Annotated in this window: 17 protein-coding genes; 8 read left to right on the forward strand and 9 right to left on the reverse strand. The window is 60.8% G+C overall.

Going from position 1 to position 19,272, the window contains the following annotated elements; genetic code table 11:
• Window positions 1-97: 97 nt before the first annotated feature.
• Complete coding sequence (locus tag DET50_RS01300; protein WP_258546016.1) at window positions 98-973, reverse strand: DUF6279 family lipoprotein; 876 nt, start codon at window positions 971-973, stop codon at window positions 98-100.
• 142 nt (window positions 974-1,115) lie between these two features.
• Here DET50_RS01300 and DET50_RS01305 point away from each other — a divergent pair, with 142 nt between their 5' ends.
• Both DET50_RS01305 and DET50_RS01310 read left to right on the forward strand, forming a co-directional pair.
• Window positions 1,116-1,364 (forward strand): DUF2798 domain-containing protein, encoded by a 249-nt coding sequence (locus DET50_RS01305; RefSeq protein WP_113861082.1) that lies wholly within the window; start codon window positions 1,116-1,118, stop codon window positions 1,362-1,364.
• Window positions 1,365-1,516: 152 nt separating this feature from the next.
• Window positions 1,517-2,983, forward strand: coding sequence for a DUF4397 domain-containing protein (locus DET50_RS01310; protein ID WP_113861083.1), 1,467 nt, complete (start codon window positions 1,517-1,519; stop codon window positions 2,981-2,983).
• A 52-nt stretch (window positions 2,984-3,035) separates the two neighbouring features.
• Here DET50_RS01310 and dacB read toward each other — a convergent pair whose 3' ends face one another.
• Window positions 3,036-4,514 (reverse strand): D-alanyl-D-alanine carboxypeptidase/D-alanyl-D-alanine endopeptidase, encoded by a 1,479-nt coding sequence (gene dacB / locus DET50_RS01315; RefSeq protein ID WP_258546017.1) that lies wholly within the window; start codon window positions 4,512-4,514, stop codon window positions 3,036-3,038.
• Between the two features lie 402 nt (window positions 4,515-4,916).
• Between dacB and DET50_RS01320 the strand changes: the two genes are divergently transcribed.
• From DET50_RS01320 to DET50_RS01335, 4 genes are read left to right on the forward strand one after another with little or no spacing between them, the layout of a single operon-like run.
• Entirely contained in the window at window positions 4,917-5,393 is a 477-nt protein-coding gene (locus tag DET50_RS01320; RefSeq protein ID WP_113861085.1) for a hypothetical protein, read from the forward strand.
• 35 nt (window positions 5,394-5,428) lie between these two features.
• Complete coding sequence (locus tag DET50_RS01325) at window positions 5,429-6,199, forward strand: glutathione S-transferase N-terminal domain-containing protein (RefSeq protein ID WP_113861086.1); 771 nt, start codon at window positions 5,429-5,431, stop codon at window positions 6,197-6,199.
• A 37-nt stretch (window positions 6,200-6,236) separates the two neighbouring features.
• Window positions 6,237-7,169 (forward strand): aldo/keto reductase, encoded by a 933-nt coding sequence (locus DET50_RS01330; protein ID WP_113861087.1) that lies wholly within the window; start codon window positions 6,237-6,239, stop codon window positions 7,167-7,169.
• On the forward strand, window positions 7,166-7,873 hold the full coding sequence (locus tag DET50_RS01335) for a hypothetical protein (protein ID WP_113861088.1): 708 nt from the start codon (window positions 7,166-7,168) through the stop codon (window positions 7,871-7,873). The genes DET50_RS01330 and DET50_RS01335 overlap by 4 nt, the downstream gene beginning before the upstream one ends.
• On the opposite strand, the gene dkgB is transcribed toward DET50_RS01335, so the two are convergent.
• Window positions 7,803-8,612 (reverse strand): 2,5-didehydrogluconate reductase DkgB, encoded by an 810-nt coding sequence (gene dkgB / locus DET50_RS01340; RefSeq protein ID WP_113861089.1) that lies wholly within the window; start codon window positions 8,610-8,612, stop codon window positions 7,803-7,805. The two genes, DET50_RS01335 and dkgB, sit on opposite strands and share 71 nt — an antisense overlap.
• A gap of 124 nt (window positions 8,613-8,736) precedes the next feature.
• Between dkgB and DET50_RS01345 the strand changes: the two genes are divergently transcribed.
• A complete protein-coding gene (locus tag DET50_RS01345) occupies window positions 8,737-9,150 on the forward strand; it encodes a GFA family protein (RefSeq protein ID WP_113861090.1) in 414 nt (137 codons plus the stop codon).
• A 3-nt stretch (window positions 9,151-9,153) separates the two neighbouring features.
• Here DET50_RS01345 and DET50_RS01350 read toward each other — a convergent pair whose 3' ends face one another.
• Complete coding sequence (locus DET50_RS01350; RefSeq protein WP_113861091.1) at window positions 9,154-10,275, reverse strand: PQQ-dependent sugar dehydrogenase; 1,122 nt, start codon at window positions 10,273-10,275, stop codon at window positions 9,154-9,156.
• Window positions 10,276-10,498: 223 nt separating this feature from the next.
• Here DET50_RS01350 and DET50_RS01355 point away from each other — a divergent pair, with 223 nt between their 5' ends.
• The gene (locus DET50_RS01355; RefSeq protein ID WP_113861092.1) at window positions 10,499-12,679 is read left to right on the forward strand and encodes a TonB-dependent siderophore receptor; all 2,181 of its coding nucleotides are present in this window, start codon (window positions 10,499-10,501) and stop codon (window positions 12,677-12,679) included.
• Window positions 12,680-12,798: 119 nt separating this feature from the next.
• On the opposite strand, the gene DET50_RS01360 is transcribed toward DET50_RS01355, so the two are convergent.
• The 5 genes from DET50_RS01360 to DET50_RS01380 form a co-directional block, all read right to left on the reverse strand.
• Entirely contained in the window at window positions 12,799-13,620 is an 822-nt protein-coding gene (locus DET50_RS01360; RefSeq protein WP_113861093.1) for a (2Fe-2S)-binding protein, read from the reverse strand.
• Window positions 13,607-15,637, reverse strand: coding sequence for a Fe(3+)-hydroxamate ABC transporter permease FhuB (gene fhuB, locus DET50_RS01365; protein WP_113861094.1), 2,031 nt, complete (start codon window positions 15,635-15,637; stop codon window positions 13,607-13,609). Before fhuB ends, DET50_RS01360 begins: the two co-directional genes overlap by 14 nt.
• Window positions 15,627-16,559: an iron-siderophore ABC transporter substrate-binding protein gene (locus tag DET50_RS01370; RefSeq protein ID WP_113861095.1), complete on the reverse strand. Its 933-nt coding sequence runs from the start codon at window positions 16,557-16,559 to the stop codon at window positions 15,627-15,629. Before DET50_RS01370 ends, fhuB begins: the two co-directional genes overlap by 11 nt.
• Window positions 16,549-17,322, reverse strand: a complete 774-nt coding sequence (locus tag DET50_RS01375) for an ABC transporter ATP-binding protein (RefSeq protein ID WP_113861096.1) — start codon at window positions 17,320-17,322, stop codon at window positions 16,549-16,551. The genes DET50_RS01370 and DET50_RS01375 overlap by 11 nt, the downstream gene beginning before the upstream one ends.
• A gap of 77 nt (window positions 17,323-17,399) precedes the next feature.
• Window positions 17,400-19,190, reverse strand: a complete 1,791-nt coding sequence (locus tag DET50_RS01380; protein WP_113861097.1) for an ABC transporter ATP-binding protein — start codon at window positions 19,188-19,190, stop codon at window positions 17,400-17,402.
• Window positions 19,191-19,272 lie beyond the last annotated feature (82 nt).

Here is a 19,272-nt window from a genome sequence, read left to right on the forward strand (position 1 = left end):
AGATGAACAAGTTCATCAGACCCCGGTGCCACGGGCTTAACCTCGAAATTTGGTCCTGGAAACGGGGTCTGATGAAAACCTTCATCTGACCCCAACTTCACGCCGACTCACAAGTCAGCGCCCTGAAATCCCCCCGAAGCTCCACCGCTCTCTCTTCCAAATGCGCCAGGTGCGAAGGCGCGCCAGCCTCGATCAGCTCATACATCAGATCCGCCATCGCCACCCGGCTATCGGTCATCATCTCCTTGTAGGCCTCTCCGCGCACTTCTTCCGAGTTCATCAGCAGATAGCGGATTTGCTCCCCAAATTCCGGTGAATCTCGCTCCTCCAGGGCTTCCAGCAGCGCCAGCTGCCAATTCCGGCGGCCCTCCAGCCAGATTTCGGTCTGCCGGCCCCGGCTTTCCGACCACTCGCGGGCAATTTGCTGTTGCCGATTGTTCAGGGGGCCAAGCCAGTTTTCGATACGCTCAATGGTCCGCTCAGCCCGGGCTTCGGCTCGTGCCTCGGGCGAATCCAGCAGGAATTTCTCCTCCATCTCCCCATGGTTCCTGGCCATGTTCCTGGCAAGTTCGGCGACCTGCTCGTCGCTGAGCGAGGCGAGCAGGTCGGTGGCGGCCGGCGCGGCCTGCTCAAGCAATCCGGGCAGGAAGTCGAACAGGCGCTGCTGGTGGTAGCTGACCTTTGCACGACCCAGATCGCCAGACCGGGTATCCCGGACCAATTCATGCAGCCATTGGCGATAGCGGGGCAGTTCTGCCGTGCAGTGCCACTGACGGAGATTGTCGAGGTCCCTCGCCAGTTGCTGTTCCTGCTCGCTGGTCAGGGTTACGTAGTCGTCGACCCACCAGGTGACGCCCCAATCCGCGTACCGGTAAGCCGTGCGCGTTGAGCTGCAGGCCGAGAGTAACGCCATGGTCAGGAGTACCACGGTTGCCCTGATCATGGCGCCCGGCCGGTAGGCAAGAGAACTCATCACGGTGCCTCAGCGTAAAGCCCTATGGAAAAACATTGCATGCTCATTAACATGCAGTCCCTGTTACAGATATTACGAATCAGGGGCTGGAACGGATGGAGCTGGGAGAAGCTCGCCAGGGCCCCTGGGTTATGGAGATTCCATGTCCAAGCAAAAGTTCAACCGTATTCGCCAGTTTGTCTTCGCGTTCTACATGTCCGGCATCATGTCCCTGATGATGTCAGGAATCATCACGTTTATTAACACCGGGCTCACCGAGGGCTTTCTGGAGCGCTGGGGCCCCGCCTTCCTCGTGGCCTGGGGCTCGGCATTCCCGCTCGTTATTTTCGTCGCTCCGCTTGCCGGGCGGCTGACTGCTCGAACACTTCGCATGCTGGCGGATGAGCGTTAGCTTCCAGTCCTGCAAGTCCGGTTGTCAAAAATTGTAAATCTGTTTGTTGCTCCCATCCGTAGATTGTTTTGCGTACAGTTCACGGAATGAATTTGTGCAGGTTCGAACCATCAAACCCTGATCTGCAACCTCGCAATTGAGGATGAGTGACAATGAATACAAAATTTGCTTTGCCTTTGGTGGCGGCCAGTAGTGTGTTGTTGGCCGGGTGTTTCGATGGTGACGACGATCCGGCGAAAACCAGCGTCCGGGTCATTCATGCTTCTTCTGATGCGCCAGCAGTCAATGTGCGTGTGAACGATCAAACGGTGGTTTCGGGTGCTGACTACAAGCAGGCCGCTGTGCTGACCCCGAATGCCGGTACAGCCTCAATAGCGGTTGATGGCATCTTGCCGGGTGGTGAGACCGCCACCGTGATTGATGCGGATGCTTCCCTGCGATTCGATACCAAATATGATGTGATTGCCGTGGGCAAGGTGGGGAACGGGTCGATAGAGCCCTTGATCCTGACCGACGATGGCAGTCGTGACAGCCCAGACAGCGTACGTTTGCGCGTTGCACATCTCTCTCCCGATGCCCAGAGCGCAGTGGGCGGGCCCGTTGCGGTGTATCTGACTGCAGCTGGCGATCCGCTTCCTGAGGAGGCGTCTTTCAGCTTTTCCTTCAAGCAGAGTGTTGGACCAATTGAAGTACCTGCCGGTGATTATCAGGTGCGGGTCGCCATTCCCGGAAACTCGCCCACGGTTGTGTATGACAGTGGCACCTTATCGTTAGCTGCTGGCAGTGACTTGCTTGTGGGAGCTGTCGATAACACCAGTCCCAATACAACACCGTCTGGGGGCGATCCCGCGCTGACAGGTGATAACAGCCTGATTAGCCTCATTGCAGTGACTGGTACTGGGGATGTTCTGGAATTCTTCGACCAAGCTCAGAAGGCGGGTGTACGGGCGGTCCATAATTCTGCCGATGCGCCGGCAGTTCAGGTGCTGGTTGACGACGCTGTAGCAGAGGACAATCTGGCCTACGGTGAGGTTTCCCCGAGTGCGGCAACTAACGGTTACGCCAGTATTGATGTCGGCGCACGCAACATCAAGGTGGCTCCGGCAGAGAGCACGAATCCTGTCAATGCCGCAGTGATTGATGCGAATGTTGATTTTGCACAGGCCTCCGCCACTACGATTGTCGCGGTTAATACCTTGGCTGAGATTGAGCCGCTGGTGCTGAATGACAATGTCAGGAGTATCGCCACTCAGGCCTCTCTGAGAGTGGTCCATGGCGCGGTGGAGGCTGGGACAGTTGATGTCTACCTCTTGCCGACTGCTGAGGGTGGAGCGACCGCCACCGTATTGAATACTGAGGTGAATAGTCCGACCCTGGATGATTTCGAGTTCAAGACAAACACGGGTTATCTGCCTGTTCCTGCGGGGGACTACGTGTTATTCATTACCGATCAGAGTGGCAACCAGTTGCTGAAAACAGGTAGCGTTCCTCTTTCTGCTGGTGGCGTTTACACTGCCATTGCGCGGGTAGCAGTGGATGGCGAATTGACTCCCGAAGGGGATCAAAACGTTGCATGTGTGACTCTCATGGACGATTTCGTTTCAAGTGAGCCGCAGTAACAGTGTTTGCTCGATAGGAAAAGAAATGCCCCGGCTTCGACCGGGGCATTTTTTATTGAATGGTTGTATCCGATGGCTCTGCGCCAGCCCGAGAAATCGCCGTCCCCGTAGGCGGCCGGTAATGCAGCGAATAAAGCACCCGATCCAGCACCGATTTGCCATTCCACGCCGGGTCGTTGTTCACGATACCCACCACCGCCCAGGTGGTGTTGTTCTCGTCACGGGTAAAGCCGGCGATGGAACGCACGTTCTCCAGATATCCGGTCTTGATCCGCCCTTCACCAGCCATGCCGACCTCCCGTAGTCGGCGGGCCATGGTACCGTCCATGGCGATGATGGGCATGGAGGCCATCAGATCGGAGGCGAACGGGCTGTTCCAGGCGTGTTGTAGGATCTGCACGCCCTGGCGGGCGGAAATGCGGCCATGACGGGTCAGGCCGGCGCCGTTATCGATCACCATGCCAGCGGTATTGATGCTTTTGCCCTCAAGCCACTCGTAGATCACACGGATACCGGCAACGCGGTCATCCTGTTCGTCCTCTTTCCGGTTTTCGGCACCGATGGTGAGCAACATCTGGCGAGCCATGACATTGCTGCTCCACTTGTTGATGTCCCGAACCATGGTGACCAGGTCGGGAGAAGTGGTTCTCATCACCAGGCGGGCATCGTCGGGGGTCTTACCGGTCATGCTGGCCCCGCTGATGGTCACGCCGGTTTCCTTGAGTACCGAACGAATCAGGGACGCGGTGTACTGCTCGTGGGGCAGCAGGGACATGTAGGTGGTGGTTCGGCAGCCTTGTGGCAGTTCGCCGGTCACACGCACGGTGACTTGCATGTTGTCGTCAAACACCGGCTCCCAGCTGAAGTCACGGCGGCCGGGGCAGGGGCCCTCGGGTATGGCTGTGACCCGATTGTCGATCCGGACTTCGCTCAGATCCGGGGTCGTCCAGGCCTGAGTCCCGCGCTCGTCAGCCCGGACCTGGAAGTGCAGCAGGTTGAGGTTGGTAAGGTAAGCGGAGGGCTCCACCAGGAACGGCCGGTAGGGATTGTCGCCATTGTCCTCGAATTTCGGTAAGCCGCCATCCACGCGGAAATAGCTGCCATCCAGAACCAGGTGGCCATCAATGCTGGTCACACCCATTTGCCGGAGTTCACGCAGGGTGGACCACAGGCGCTCAAGGGTCAGTTTCGGGTCGCCGCCGAACCGGACGTACAGATTGCCCTTGAGCGTATCGCCGATCATCTGCCCATCGGTCAGGAAATCGGTATTCCAGTGGTGGGTCGGGCCGAGAACTTCCAGGGCCGCGTAGGTGGTAACCAGCTTCATGATGGAGCCGGGACTCATCAGTTCGTCAGCGTTTACATACTGTTCGATCCCCGGACCGTTCAGGGGGACCGCCGCAACGCTCAGGCCTTCCTTGTTGTTCAAGGCCTTGAAGGCGTAGTCCCGGACTTCCGTGCTCCAGAGCCGGGTGGGGGGGTCTTCACTACCCGGTTGCGCAGCTGCAGCCAGCGGGAAGCCCGCAGCCATGACCGCGGCAATTCCTGCAGACAACATGAACCGACGGCTGGACCTCCTCAGTCCTGCCTGCCTGACGCTGCGTCGCATGACCCTGATCTTCATGATTTCCATCCGTTGAGTTCTTATGACTAAACAATAGCCGATCTTGGCGCGATGTACTATGCAGAAAAGCTCTACATGACGTTAAAAATTGCCAGTAGAGACATTGTTTATATTGAGTTTTTGTGACGCTCTGTAAGGGCCCTTTGGAATCAGTGAGTTAGCTGTACAAAAATTAATCTTGTGGCTGTCAATGACTTTGTGTGCGTTTTTTACCGTGGGTTTCACGGCATTTCAGTCATGGAATTTCAGGTTCAATCAGCGTTTCCTTGTTTGGTGACACAACGACCACAACAAGAACAGGAGGGCGCCATGATTGGCATACCGATCGGGTTGATCACAGCCAATGCCGTTGAGTGGGTATTCCACAAGCACGTTCTGCACAATCGGGGGCGTGACCGGAACAGTTTCTGGGCGTTCCATTGGCATGATCATCACCGGAATGTCCGCAGGAATGGTTTCCTGGATGAGGACTACCGGCACCCGCCTCTGACCTGGAATGCCCAGACCAAGGAAGTCGCGGCCCTGGTCGCGGGAGCCGCGGCGGTGACACCCCTGCTGCCGGTGGCTCCGTTCTTTGTTGGCACGCTCTATTACAGTGCCTGGAACTATTACCGGGTTCACAAGAGATCCCACCTGGAGCCGGAGTGGGCCCGGGAGCATCTGCCGTGGCACTATGACCACCACATGGGGCCCAACCCCAACGCCAACTGGTGTGTGACCAAACCCTGGTTTGACCACATCATGGGGACACGGGAGCCAATGGCAAACCGGGAGGCGCCCGCATAATGGCTACTCCAACATCCCGAAACCAAGGACAAACCATGCTGAACGCTTTAAAGCACAACGTGAATGTGCTCGAATCCGTGGCAACCTCTTCCTTTACCGCCTGGCGCGGATGCCTGGTGGTGAAGGCGGCGGAGCAGCCGGAAAAACCGATCATTCTCTATGACATGGAAGGCTGCCCCTATTGCCGGCGGGTGCGGGAGGCGCTTACGGCCCTGAACCTGGACGTTGAGATTCGACCGTGCCCCAAGGGCGGCCGAATTTACCGGGCTGAAGCGGAAGCGATCGGTGGCAAGCAGCTGTTTCCGCTTCTGGTGGACGAGAATACCGGCCAGGTCATCTATGAATCCGAAGATATCGTTGAGTACCTGTTCCGCCAGTATGGTGGCCGCCCGGTTCCGGGGTATTACAAGGCCAAGGCCTGGCAGCCGGTATTTGGCTCTCTGGGCTCGGTTGCCAGCGAAATGCGGGGGCTGCGGGCAGCACCGGGCAAGCGTCCCGATCTGGGGCTGCATCTATGGAGCTTCGAGGGCAGTCCATTCTCCCGACTGGTGCGGGAAAAGTTGTGTGAACTGGAGATTCCATACACGCTCCACAATCTTGGCAAGGAACACTGGACCGAAATCGGGCCCGCGAAGCAGCGCATCAAACCGGGGAAATACCAGCCTTTACCCGGAGGTAAGCGGGATGCCTTCTTCCAGCAGCACGGGCGGGTTCAGGTCCCTTACCTGGAAGATCCCAACACCGGGACGTCCATGTTCGAATCGGCGCGTATATTGAAGTATCTGGAGGAACAATACGGCGGTTGAGGCTGTCACTTAAGGCAGATTTCAAGGGAGGGCCACCATGCTGGAGCTATCAAGGCGACGATTCCTGATCGGTGTCGGGCTGAGCGGCCTGGCTGTGGCTTCCCCTCGACTGATGGCTGCCGGCTCGACCCCTGGAGAGCAGGCCTTTCACTCCCGGCCCATTCCCTCCACCGGGGAATCCGTCCCCGCCATCGGCATGGGAACCTGGATAACGTTCAACGTCGGGGGTGACCAGTACCTCATTGATCAGCGCACCCGGGTACTCGAGACCTTTCTTGAGCGCAATGGCACTGTGATCGACTGTTCACCCATGTATGGCAGTGCAGCCGACGTCATCGGCGCCGGGCTGGATAAACTCGGTGCCCATGACCGCATCTTTGCGGCGACCAAGATCTGGACCAGCGATGGCTCGGAGACCCGGGAGCAGGCCGCCACGTCCGAGCGGCGATGGGGCATCGATCGCTTCGACCTGCTGCAGGTCCACAACCTGCTGGCCTGGCAGGAACACTTGGCGACCTTGAAAGAGATGAAGGCCGAAGGCCGGGTCCGTTACATCGGTATTAGCACCTCCCATGGCCGCCGGCATCGCGAGCTGGCGCGCGTCATGGAAACCGAACCCCTGGATTTCGTTCAGCTCACCTACAACGTATTGGACCGGGAATCCGAAGAACGGCTGCTGCCCCTGGCGCGGGAACGGGACATTGCAGTTATCGTCAATCGGCCGTTCCAGGGCGGATCGCTGTTCCGCCGGTTCCAGTCGGAGCCCTTGCCGTCATGGGCAGGGGAGGCCGGCGTGGGCAACTGGGCCGAGTTTTTCCTCAAGTTCATCATTTCCCATCCCGCCGTCACATGCGCCATTCCGGCCACGACCAGCGTGGAGCACATGCAGGAGAACATGGGAGCCATGTACGGTCAGCTGCCTGACGCCAGCCAGCGAAGAATGATGGCCGAGTACGTGAGGCAGCTGTGAACGGGGCGGCCTGGCTGAGCTATTCCTTGCAGGACTTCGTGATGTTCGGCCCGGAGGTATTCCTCAGACTGTTTGCGCGGATCAATCAGGATCTCTGGCCCTGGCTGTTGTTGTGGCCACTGGCTGGCCTGGTGCTGCCGTGGTTCGGCCGGCAAGCCGCCGAGTTGCCGAGGCGGCTGGCGATGGCTCTGGCCGGGCTGGCGTGGATCGGCTGCGGCTACCTGTTCCTGGTGCGCTATTACGGCCCGGTAAACTGGCCGGCCACCGGGTTCGGCTGGGCTTTTGTGGTTCAGGGACTGCTATTGTTGCTGCTGAAGGGCAGGGCACTGCCCGCACCGATGACGCGGCCGGTGGCGGTCAGCTGGTGGCTGGCGATACTCCTGTTGCCCTGGCTTTCAGTACTGGAAATGCCCGATGTGTGGGCCCTCGCCCTGTTCGGACTTGCGCCCGGGGTGACGGTTGCCGCCACCGTGCTGTTGTTTGCCCGCCAACCGTCGCCACTCAGGTGGTTGCTGTTGGTGTTACCGCTGGCCTGGACGCTGTTCAGTGCGGCCACCTACTGGGCCCTGGGTACCTTCTGGTTGCTGGGCTTTCCGGTGGCCACACTGGCGCTGCTGGTTGTCGCGTTCAGGGTTAATCCCAGTCCGGAGCAAACCCCGGATTCGCAATCCGTTCGCCCCGGTCCAGGGCGTCAATCTCCCTGATTTCATCCTCGGTCAGTTGAATTTTCAGGGCCTCCAGGTTGGCCTTCTGATGGGATGGCCGGGTAGAGGAGGGGATCGGTACTACGCCCCTTGAGGCCACCCAGGCGATGGCGATCTGCGCCGGTGTGGCGTTCCGTTCGCTGGCAATGCGCTGCAAAGTCTCATCCTCCATGACCTTGCCCACCGCCAGGGGCATGTAACCGGTCACCGTAATGCCGAGTTTCTGCGCGTGCTCCACCACCTTGCGGTTGGCCAGGAACGGGTGGACTTCCACCTGGTTGGTCAGGATCGGCGTATCACCCAGGATTTCTTTTGCCTGATCCATCTGGGCACAGGTGAAATTGGAGATCCCGATATGCTCGGTGAGGCCCTCGCGCCGGGCATCCCGGAGAGCACCCAGGTACTCCTCCATCGGCACCTCATCGCCGGGGGACGGCCAGTGGATGAGGGTCAGGTCCACGTGGTCGGTTTTCAGGCGGGCCAGGCTGTCGTGGAGGCTGTTGATCAGGTCGCTGGTATGCAGTTTGTCGTGCCAGATCTTGGTCGTCAGGAAGATGTCGCGGCGCGGGATACCGCTCGAGGTAATGCCGTCGCCCACTTCCGCCTCGTTTTCATACATCTGTGCGGTGTCGATGTGGCGATAGCCCAGCGACAGGGCGCTCTTCACCGCCTCGCGGGCATCGTTGCCCTTCAGGCGAAAAGTACCCATACCGATCTTCGGAAGTGTGGTAAACGACATGATAGCTGTCCTCCTGTTCCGTTTCTGTACCAACCGAGATGATGTCGCCAGGGTGGTTCTTCAAGTGGCCCGCCGGTATCATCCCGCCGGAGATTCCAACAAGTCCGAAGCGCGAGATTGACCCATGTATACCGGCCAGTGCCTGTGTGGCGACATCACCTTTGAATATGACGGCCCCCTGGGACCGATTTCCCTGTGCCATTGCAGCCAGTGTCGGCGCGCCCATGGCAGTGCCTTCTCGGCCAGCGCGCCGGTGCAGGCGGTAAGGTTCCGGATTCTCTCCGGTGATAACCGGGTGACCGGATTCGAGTCCAGTCCCGGCAAGTACCGCGCCTTCTGCAGCCGTTGTGGCAGCCAGCTATACAGCCGGGTGGACGCCATCCCCGGTATCTTGCGCCTGCGGGTGGGCGTGATCAACGAACCCCTGGGCAAAGGCCCGTCGCAGCATGTCTATGTCGGTTCGAAATCGGACTGGTTTCCGATCACCGACGATATTCCCCGGTACGAAAAGACCGAGAGGACCAACGACCCCCACTGAGGGTCAGTTTAGAGGAGCCGTCCGGTAAACCTTGCCCCTGGGTGAGTCGGTCAGCAGCCATAGCGCTCCGTCCGGGCCCATGCGCACATCCCGGATGCGCTCGCCCAGATCCGTCAGCAGATCTTCCTCCTCGGTAACGTCCCCGTCCCCGATCTCCAGGCGCACCAGCTTGCGCATTTTCAGAGCCCCAACGAACAGGTCCCCCTGCCACTCAGGGAACAGGTCGCCGGTATAGAACGCCATGCCCGAGGGGGCTATTGATGGATCCCAGTAATGCAGGGGCTGTGCCATGCCTTCCTTCTTGGTATGCATGGTGATCGGCAGGCCCGAGTAATCGATGCCATAGGTGATCTCGGGCCAGCCATAGTTGGTTCCGGCAGACAGGATGTTGATCTCGTCACCGCCGCGAGGGCCATGTTCGTGGGTCCAGATCTCGCCGGTTTCCGGATGAATGGTCATGCCCTGGATGTTGCGGTTGCCGTAAGTGAAAAACGTGTCTTCGGCACCAGCCTGGTCCACGAACGGATTGCCCGGAACCGGCTCGCCATTGATCGTGACACGGTGCACGCCACCGGCGTCATCGCCGAGATCCTGGGCCCGGTCCATTTCGCCCCGGTCGCCGACGGAAATGTAGAGGTTGCCGTCCCGATCAAACTCCATGCGCCCGGCGAAGTGGCGGGAGGTATTTGAGCGGGGCAGGGCCTCAAAAATAACCTCTGCATTCTTCAGTTTGTCGCCTTCAAGCCGTGCCCGGGCAACCCGTGTAGTCATGCCTTCCCGGGTGCGGTGGGCATAGCTCAGGAACAGTGTCTGATTGCTTTCGAAATCAGGATGTAAGAGCACATCCAGCAGGCCGCCCTGGCCGGAAACCACCAGGTCCGGAACGCCTGAGATCGGTTCGGGAACGAGTTTGCCGTCGCGGATAAGGCGCAGACGGCCAGCCCGCTCGGTCACCAGTTTATCGCCGTTGGGCAGGAACGCGAGACTCCAGGGGTGCTCAAGGTTCTCGGCGACGACCTCCAGCCGGAAATCCGCCTCATCCGATGAGAACGTCAGGTCAGCGAGTGTTGATACCGACAACAACATCAACCCGCTGGCCAAAGCCAGTTGTTTGCTGGTGAACATGGGAACCTCCGGCCTGTAGGGCATTCGGTCTGGAAACTCGGAAGCAACTGCCTAATCAGCATAGCAGTTGACCCGCTCCACTGCGCTGAACGGGTGTTCTGGAATATAGGGTGCGAAGCCTGCGATGGATTACTGTGATTTGAGGTTTTAAATTAGAATGATTCGCATTAAGATATGCGTCGAATAACGACCAAAAAGCTAAAACCCACTTACGGAGAAAAAGATGTTCCGACTTCCCGAGCCGGCTTTCCGCCGCAAGGCCCTGGTTTCCGCCATGATGTGCGCCACTGTCCCCGCGCTGGCAGTAGCCCAGGAGAACAATCCAGCCACCCTGCAGGTGCTGGAAGTATCCGCAGAACGGGGCCAGACCCCCTCGGAGTTCACCGAAAGCTATGCCCCCGAAGCGACCACCACTTCTCTGAAAATGGAACTGTCCCACCGCGAGACGCCACAGGCGGTCACCGTGGTGACCCGGGAGCAGATGGACGATTTCGCCCAGAACGACATCAATGATGTTCTGGAGGGCACCACCGGTGTCACCGTTGAGTCCGTTGAAACCGACAGGACCTACTACACCTCCCGCGGCTTCGACATCAACAACTTCCAGTACGATGGCGTCGGCCTTCCGGCAGTCTATGACAACGTACAGGGTGAGCTGGATACCGCCTTCTTCGATCGGGTTGAAGTGCTGCGCGGCGCCAACGGCCTGATGACGGGCTCTGGCAATCCGGCCGCCACCGTAAACTTTATCCGCAAGCGTCCCACCGCGGACACCAATGCCTCGGTGGCCGTGACTGCCGGTTCCTGGGACAAGAAGCGCATCGTGGGTGACGTCTCCGGCTCGGTTTCCGAATCCGGCAAGGTTCGTGGCCGGGTTGTGGCGGGCTACGAAGACAAGGATTCCTACCTCGACCGCTACAGCAACGAGAAACAGATGTTCTACGGCGTGGTGGAAGCGGATCTGACCGATACCACGCTGCTTACCCTCGGCCATGCTATCCAGAGCTCCGACACCGATAGCCCGCTGTGGGGCGCGCTGCCGTTGTTCTACACCGACGGCACCGCCACCGACTTCGCCCGTTCCACCAGCACTGCTTCCGACTGGTCCTACTGGGATAACACCCAGCACAACAGTTTCGTGGAGCTGCAGCAGGAGCTGGCTGGCGGCTGGCGGGCCAAGGGCACGGTGTTCCGGTTGGAAAATGACAGTGAATCCGAGCTGTTCTACCAGTATGGAACCCCGGACCCGGACACCGGTGAGGGGCTCCTGGCGTACCCGAGCCAGTATGATCTGAATTCCGAGCAGTGGGTGGTGGATGCCTATGCCACCGGTCCGTTCGACCTGGCCAGCCGGACCCACGAATTGGTGGTTGGCGCAAGCTGGTCCCGCTCCGAGACTGTGGACGAGTCCCGCTATGGCCGGGGCATCGGTGATCCATTGCCGCCGTTGAATGAATGGGATGGTAACTATCCGCGCCCGACTTTCGATAACGGCGTGGCAGGCTCCGACTGGACCGACCGCGAAACCGCCACCTATGCCGCCGCTCGTTGGACCCTGACTGACAGCCTGACTGCCATCACCGGGTTGCGTCTGACCTGGCTGGATAACAAAGGCACCAGCTACGGTGTTTCCAAGGACACCAGCTACGATGCGGTGGAAACGCCCTATGCCGGCCTGATTTACGACATCAATGACAATCACTCGGTCTACGCAAGCTACACGGAGATCTTCTCCCCGCAAACCGAGCTGGACATCAACCGTGACCGCCTGGATCCGATCGATGGTGTGAATTACGAGCTGGGCCTGAAGAGCGAGTTCCGGGAGGATCGTATCAACACTACGATGGCGCTGTTCCAGGTCGAGCAGAAGAACGTGGCCGAGGCCGCAGGCACCTATGACGACGGCACCCAGGACGTCTACTACCGTGCGGTGGATGGCCTCGAGAGCCAGGGTGTCGAACTGGAAATTGTCGGTGACGTGACCGACCGCATCCAGCTCTTCGCCGGCTACACCTTTGTGGATATCGAGGATGCCGACGGTAACGACGCCAAATCCTTCGTGCCGGAGCATCTGGCCCAGCTCCGTGGCACCTGGAAGGTGCCGGGTGTTGACGGCCTGGAACTCGGCAGTCAGATCCGCTGGCAGTCCGAGATCAGCCAAGAGCAGGGCGTAGCCACCACCGGCCCCAACGCCGGCACCACCATCGTCACCGAGCAGGATGCCTATGCCGTGCTGGATCTGATGGCCAGTTACGACTTTGCCCGCAACTGGAATGCCACCCTGAACGTGAATAATGTCACCGACGAGAAGTACATCGAGAGCCTGAAGAAATTCGGCACCTCGGCCCAGGGCTTCTACGGCGAGCCGGCGAATGCCAGCCTGACCGTTTCCTGGGTCTACTGATCCATCTTGAAGGGCGGGGGTCATCCCCGCTCTTCAATGTCAGGTTAAAGGAGGAAATGGAATGACACCTGAACAGGAAATGATTGAAGGACTAAAACTCGCTGCCGGGGCTGGCCTTTTTATCGGGCTGGTTGCCATTGGCCTGGCGCTTGGCAATGGCCTGGTTGGCTGAGCGTGGCCATCCGCTCTTTTCTATATACCCCGCAGGTACCGCAGTAGCCGCCTCCCGGTAACAGGTACCTCAGGCAACAGCCCCTACGCTGGGGGATTGCCGTTCTCTGTCCTGCGAATACCGCCGGAATCCAGTCGATGAACCTATTGGCGTCATTCCGAAATGCGTCCAGCCATTGTTGCGCCAGATCACACACCGAGGTAGGGTCGGCCAGGTTCCACACTGCCGAGAAAGGCGCGCCCAGACCCAGGCCGACACTGCTCCAGTAGGCGCCGGGACTCACTCCCAATTGTTTTCTGAACACCGGATACCAGGCTTCGGTTTGCTCTGCCATACCGTGCCGGAATCCCTGTTCGCTTGCCATGGGCTGGCCCGGAACCTGGAACCACCGAGAGGCAGTCTGACCTGCCTCCTCAACCGGCGTCAGAACAATGCGGGCTGGGTCGGCCAAAGGCGCCTGGCCATCCCGGAATAGACTTAAGGTGAGGGGGGCAAGCACACTGAGCGCCAGATCCTGTTGCAGTACCGACGCATAGGCCCGGACGGCTTTATTATGCGTGGCATCAGGGTAATCGTGACGAATCTGCTGCACGAGCAACTCGGGCTGATCGAGGCATTGGGCCAGGGAAAACAGGCCCCGGCGTTCCTGTGCCGGAGCTTGTAGAGACTGGGCGAGAATAGCCTCACGGTCGAGACCGGAGGCTTGCAGGAGCCGATGAAAACGATCGACCCAGCGCTCGTCATTTGTTGCAGATTCAGGCGCGACCATGGCGGCTGAGCCCCCAGAGGAAATAGATCCCGCCCACCAGAGCTGCAAGCAGACCGGCGGGCAATTGGTTGGGGTACACGACAATGCGGGACAGGTAATCCGCCACACCTAGGAGCACGCCACCCACCAGCGCGGCGGCGATCAGCTGCCGGCCTACGGTTTGTTGGCCCAGCACCCGCGCCAGGTGCGGGGCGATCAGGCCGACAAAGCTGAGTGGGCCGATCACTACCGTGGCGGCAGCGGTCAGCAGCGCCGCCAGAAGCAGCAGTAACAGGCGAACCCGGGCCACCGGAAGACCCAGTGATGAGGCAGACTGCTCGCCCAGTGGCAAGATAGTCAGGGGCCGTACAACCGAGGCCAGAGCTCCGGAAATCATCAGGATGAACACCAGCAAGCTGATGGCCTCCCCCTCGGAGACCAGCCAGGTAGAGCCATACATCCAGTTCAGCAACTTGGAGGCCTCGGTCCCGCCGGAGGCCATCACCAGGCGAAGTCCGGCATCCATGAACACGTACAGGGCGAGGCCGCCAAGCAGTAACTGGTTACCGGCAAAGCGGTGTCGCCGTGCCAGCAGAATCAGCAGGCCCAGGGCCGCGGCCGCGCCGGCAGTGGCGGCAACCAGCTGCCCCATGCGGCCGGCCTCAAGGCCGGAGAGCACAATGACCACCATCACCAGGGCGGCCCCGCCGCTGATGCCCAGCATTTCCGGGCTGCCCATGGGGTTGCCGGTCATACGCTGAATCAGTGTGCCGGCCAGGCCGAGGGCGATGCCGGCGAGGACCGCAGCCAGCATCCGTGGACCGCGCCAGACCCATGCCTCGTCCCATTGAGAAACGCCGGTCCAGCGCCAGCCGTCGAGCCCGGGGGACCAGCCCATGGAAACCACCACTGTAATCAGTAGAAGCCCGGTTAGCACAGCTGAAACCAAAAGGATCGGACGGCGTTTGGGCTGGAACCCGGCCGGGCTGGAGGTCTGCCCCGGCATGTGATGGGTATTCCGGAAGCCCTGCAGGGCCAGCAGGATGATCGGCCCGCCAATGAGCGCCGTGGTGGTGCCTGTGGGAATCAGGGAGCCGTCGCCCCAGGTGGACGCCCAATGGGCCAGGGTGTCTGCCAGTAACAGCAGGCCACCGCCAAGCAGGGTGCTCCAAAGTATGCGCCCGCCGAGAGTGCGGGCGCCCAGCAGCCGGGCCAGTACCGGCGCGGCAAGGCCGACAAAGGCAATTACGCCAACCCGGCTCACTACCGTCGCGCTCAGCAGAACCACAAGGAACAAAGCCAACGCCCGTACCCATGCCACTTTTGCACCCAGGGAGCTGGCCGAGGTCTCTCCCAGTTGCAGCAGCTGCAGTGGCCGCATCAACAACAGCATCAGGGCCGCCAGGATCACGACCCTGGGCCAGAGATCCGCGAACGGTTGCCAGTTGTTCTGGACCAGGGAGCCGGCGCCCCAGATGAACAGGTTGCCTAGCCACTCGCCCTTGAGCAACAGGAACGCCATGTTGGTGGCGCCGAGGAAGAAGGTGATTACCAGGCCGGCGAGGATCACGGTGACCGGGGAAAAGCCCAGCCGCCAGGTCAGGGCGATGACCATGGCAATGGCCAGCAGGCCGCCGGCAATGGCAGGCAGGTCCGGGCTGAAGGCGAGCAGGCCCGGGAAGAAGAGCGAGGCGACGGTGACGCCAAACTGACTCCCGGCGGCAACGCCGAGGGTGGTCGGCGAGGCCAGTGGGTTGCCGAGGATCTGCTGGGTGACGGCACCGGCGAGCCCCAGTGCCGCGCCGACCAGGACTGCCATGGCCACCCTGGGTGCCCAGCTGAAGTGCGCTAGCACCGACGCGTAGGTATCCGGATTGAAGGTCCAGAAAGCACTCAGCAGGGCCAGCGGGTCCAGTTGCTGCAGGCAGGGCAGGACACTGGCCAGAAGCGCGGTCAGCCACAGGAGCGCGGCCGCCACCGGCAAGCGGGCGGGAAGGGCCGGGCGCTGTGCCGGGAGGGTGGCGGTATTACTGTACATTATCCGAACCTCCCGCCAGCAGACTGTCGGTAATCTGGGTGGCCAGCCGCTTGACCGGGTAGATGCCCCCGAAAGGCCAGGTGGCCTCCACCTGGTACACCTGATCCCGTTGCACTGCCGGCAGGTAGGTCCAGAACGGACTATCGGCGAGGGTGTCGGCCAGCCCTGGCGGTGTCGGGGAGATCACGATAAGCCGGGCCTCCCGAAACGGTGCAATCGCTTCCAGACCGACCACGGAAAACCCCCAGAAATTTCCCGGGTGGGGCCAGGCGTTGGTCAACCCGAGGGCGTCGAGTGCGGTCTGGTAAAGACCGTTCGGGGCGTAGATGCGCACGTGCCGGGCGTCGAGGAAGTTCACCAGCGCGACAGGTCGCTCCGTGACACCCGCCTCGGCAAGTCGCTTCCGCTGGTTGGCGAGGGTCTGCTCGATATCCTCCACCACCTCTTGTGCGCGTGCTTCCCGACCCAGCATTTCGCCGAGGGTGAGTAGCATCTTGCGGGCTTTGGCAAAGGGTTGCGAACCCTCCCTGTAAACACTGACCACATAAGTGGGGGCCAGTCGTTCAAGCAGGTCTGCGGCCGGGGCCATTTCGGCGCTGGTCACGATCAGGTCCGGCTTCAGCTCGGCAATGGCTTCCAGGCTGGGCGCTACCCGTGTGCCGACATTGCGCACACCGCTTTCCGGCAGCGCTGGCTTCCGGACCCAGTGGCTGTAACCAGCCAGGTCGGCCACCCCGACGGGTGTAACTCCGAGCAACAGCAACGCTTCGGTGGCTGCCCAGTTGAGGGCAACGATGCGTTCGGGAACCTTGTCCAGGGTGAGGGTGCCATTCTCGTGCTGCCAGGTGCCCGCGTTGGCGGGTATGGCGAGTGTGATTAACAGGAGAAAGAGGCCAGCCAGCCCCGCGAATTTAGTGCACATAGGAAACCCACTGCCCCGGAGCCCGTTCCATCACACCCATGGGCACGCCATAAATGGTTTCCAGGATGCCGGAATCCATGATGTCCTCGGGACGGCCATCGGCCACCAAACGGCCGGCCTTGATGGCTACAAGACGGTCGCAGAAGCGAGCGGCCAGGTCCACGTCGTGCAGGACAACAATGACGGTCAGCTCCCGTTGCTCGGCCAGGCGATGCACCAGGCGCAGGGTTTCCACCTGGTGTTTCACATCCAGTGCGGAAATGGGTTCGTCCAGGAGCAGACAGCGGGTCTGCTGGGCCAGCAGCATGGCGATCCACGCCCGCTGGCGCTCGCCGCCGGACAGGGTGTCGACGGAGCGGTGGGTGAACGGTTCCAGGCCGGTGTCGGCAATGGCCTGGTCGATCAGTCGGTGGTCTTCCCGGTTATAGCGTCCCAGGGGGCCCCGCCAGGGGTAACGGCCGAGGGCAACCAGTTCGCGCACCGTCAATCCATCGGTGCCCGGTGGATGCTGGGGCAGGTAACCGACGGTGCGGGCGAATTCCCTTGCCCCGGTGCTGCGAAAGGACCGGCCTAGCAGGCTGACGTTGCCCTCCGAGGGAGCCTGATGCCTGGCCAGTACCTTGAGCAGTGTCGATTTGCCGGAACCGTTGTGGCCAAGCAGGGCAGTGACTTCCCCTTCCTGAAAACCGATGTTGATATTGCGAAGAATGGGGGTGTCACCGATACGGACACCCAGGCTGGATACTTCGAAGAACGCCGACATGCAGACTCCCTTGTTCTGAGAGTCTGCAGGTTAATCTAAATACGAATTACTATCAATAATGGTGTTGGGTTTGAAGCTCAGACTTGCCCGGTCTGGACGCGCCATTGAGCCCGGTAGGCTCCGTCCTTCGACAGCAGGGTTTCGTGGTTGCCCTGCTCGACGACCCGGCCGTTCTCGATCACCGCTATGGTGTCCGCATCCACGATCGTGGACAGGCGGTGGGCGATCATGATCACCGTGCGGTTGTGGCCGATCCGGCGCAGGGAACGCTGGATGGCGGCCTCGGTTTCGTTGTCCACCGCGCTGGTGGCCTCGTCCAGCACCAGGATCGGCGGGTTCTTCAGCAGGGCGCGGGCCAGGGACAGGCGCTGGCGCTGGCCACCGGAGAGCCGTACTCCTCGCTCGCCGACCGGCGTACCCAGGCCTTCCGGCAGGGCTTCGATAAAGGACCATGCTTCAGCGGTCTTCGCGGCCTCGATGATTTCCTCATCGGTGGCATCGGGCTTGCCGTAGGCCAGATTCTCGCGGATGGAACCCTCAAACAGGTATACATCCTGGCTGACCAGACCGATGGCCCCGCGCAGGGACTTGAGATTGATGTCCCGGATCGGCTGACCATCGATGTGGATCTCGCCGTGGCTCGGGTCGTAGAAGCGCAACAGCAGCTTGATCAGCGTGGACTTGCCGGAACCGGTGGCGCCCACCAGAGCCAGGGTGTTGCCGGCCGGTACGTTCAGGCTGATGTCCCGGATGCCGGCGCCGCTGGAGGGGTAGTGGAAGCTGAGGTTGCGGAATTCCACCTCACCCTTTACCGGCTGCGCCAGGTCCTTGCCGCCTTCGTCCCGCACGTGGACCGGTTCGGCCAGCAGGTTCAGGATGCGCCGGGTACTGGCCATGGCCCGTTCGAACAGGTCGATGACTTCTGCCAGACCGGTCAGCGGCCAGAGCAGACGCTGGGTCAGGAACACCAGCACGCCGTAGGCGCCCACGTTCAGGGTGCCTTCCAGGGCCATCATGCCGCCGACGGTAAAGGTGGCCAGGAAGCCCGCGAGGATGGCCATGCGGATGACCGGAATGAAGGCGGAACTGATGCGGATGGCCCTGCGGTTGGCATCCACATACGCCTCGCTGCTGGCCTTGAGCCGCTCTGCCTCCCGTTGCTCGGCGGTAAAGCTCTTGATGGTGGCGATGCCGCCGAGGTTGTTGGCCAGCCGGCTGGACAGGTCGCCTACCTTTTCACGAACGTCGGCATACAGGGGGCCGGCCTTGCGTTGGAAATAGAAGGCGCCCCAGATGATCAGGGGAATCGGAGTGAAGGCCAGCAGGGCGACGGTGGGCGAAATCACGAAGAACACAGCGCCGACCGCCACCACGGTAACCAGGACCTGGATCATGGCGTTGGCGCCGCCATCGAGGAAGCGCTCGAGCTGGTTGACGTCGTCGTTCATGGTGGCCACCAGCTGGCCGGAACTGCGGGCCTCGAAGAAGCTCATGTCCAGCCGCTGGGCATGTTCGTAGGCGTCCTGGCGCAGGTCGGATTGCAGGCGCTGGGCGAGATTTCGCCAGAGAATCTGGAACAGGTACTCGAACAGGGATTCCCCGGCCCAGATGAAGAAGGTCAGTATCGCCAGGACCGTGATCTGCTCCCGGGCGGTCTCGAAGCCGAGCCCGGCCACGAAGCTCTGCTCCTGATTCACCACCACGTCGATGGCGACCCCGATGAGGATCTCCGGGGCGATGTCGAAGAGTTTGTTGATGATGGAGCAGGTGGTGGCGGCAATGATCTGACGGCGGTAACCGCGGGCATAACGCAGAAGGCGGCCCAGGGCGGCGAAGCTGCTGGCATGGGTCTGGCTGTGGCTTGGCATGGTGTGCTCTTGACTGTACCTGATGCTGGTTGGCAGGAAGAGCGCCAAGGGTAGCGGTTCGCGAACGGGATTAAAAGAGAAT

Origin of the sequence: Marinobacter pelagius, from assembly GCF_003315345.1 — a bacterium.
Lineage (GTDB): Bacteria > Pseudomonadota > Gammaproteobacteria > Pseudomonadales > Oleiphilaceae > Marinobacter > Marinobacter pelagius_A.

What these genes read in the sequence shown, in the direction of transcription:
- DET50_RS01300 (WP_258546016.1), bottom strand. Translation starts at nt 973, where the DNA reads ATGAGTTCTCTTGCCTACCGGCCGGGCGCCATGATCAGGGCAACCGTG.
- DET50_RS01305 (WP_113861082.1), top strand. Translation starts at nt 1,116, where the DNA reads ATGTCCAAGCAAAAGTTCAACCGTATTCGCCAGTTTGTCTTCGCGTTC.
- DET50_RS01310 (WP_113861083.1), top strand. Translation starts at nt 1,517, where the DNA reads ATGAATACAAAATTTGCTTTGCCTTTGGTGGCGGCCAGTAGTGTGTTG.
- dacB (WP_258546017.1), bottom strand. Translation starts at nt 4,514, where the DNA reads ATGGCTGCGGGCTTCCCGCTGGCTGCAGCTGCGCAACCGGGTAGTGAA.
- DET50_RS01320 (WP_113861085.1), top strand. Translation starts at nt 4,917, where the DNA reads ATGATTGGCATACCGATCGGGTTGATCACAGCCAATGCCGTTGAGTGG.
- DET50_RS01325 (WP_113861086.1), top strand. Translation starts at nt 5,429, where the DNA reads ATGCTGAACGCTTTAAAGCACAACGTGAATGTGCTCGAATCCGTGGCA.
- DET50_RS01330 (WP_113861087.1), top strand. Translation starts at nt 6,237, where the DNA reads ATGCTGGAGCTATCAAGGCGACGATTCCTGATCGGTGTCGGGCTGAGC.
- dkgB (WP_113861089.1), bottom strand. Translation starts at nt 8,612, where the DNA reads ATGTCGTTTACCACACTTCCGAAGATCGGTATGGGTACTTTTCGCCTG.
- DET50_RS01345 (WP_113861090.1), top strand. Translation starts at nt 8,737, where the DNA reads ATGTATACCGGCCAGTGCCTGTGTGGCGACATCACCTTTGAATATGAC.
- DET50_RS01350 (WP_113861091.1), bottom strand. Translation starts at nt 10,275, where the DNA reads ATGTTCACCAGCAAACAACTGGCTTTGGCCAGCGGGTTGATGTTGTTG.
- DET50_RS01355 (WP_113861092.1), top strand. Translation starts at nt 10,499, where the DNA reads ATGTTCCGACTTCCCGAGCCGGCTTTCCGCCGCAAGGCCCTGGTTTCC.
- DET50_RS01360 (WP_113861093.1), bottom strand. Translation starts at nt 13,620, where the DNA reads ATGGTCGCGCCTGAATCTGCAACAAATGACGAGCGCTGGGTCGATCGT.
- fhuB (WP_113861094.1), bottom strand. Translation starts at nt 15,637, where the DNA reads ATGTACAGTAATACCGCCACCCTCCCGGCACAGCGCCCGGCCCTTCCC.
- DET50_RS01370 (WP_113861095.1), bottom strand. Translation starts at nt 16,559, where the DNA reads ATGTGCACTAAATTCGCGGGGCTGGCTGGCCTCTTTCTCCTGTTAATC.
- DET50_RS01375 (WP_113861096.1), bottom strand. Translation starts at nt 17,322, where the DNA reads ATGTCGGCGTTCTTCGAAGTATCCAGCCTGGGTGTCCGTATCGGTGAC.
- DET50_RS01380 (WP_113861097.1), bottom strand. Translation starts at nt 19,190, where the DNA reads ATGCCAAGCCACAGCCAGACCCATGCCAGCAGCTTCGCCGCCCTGGGC.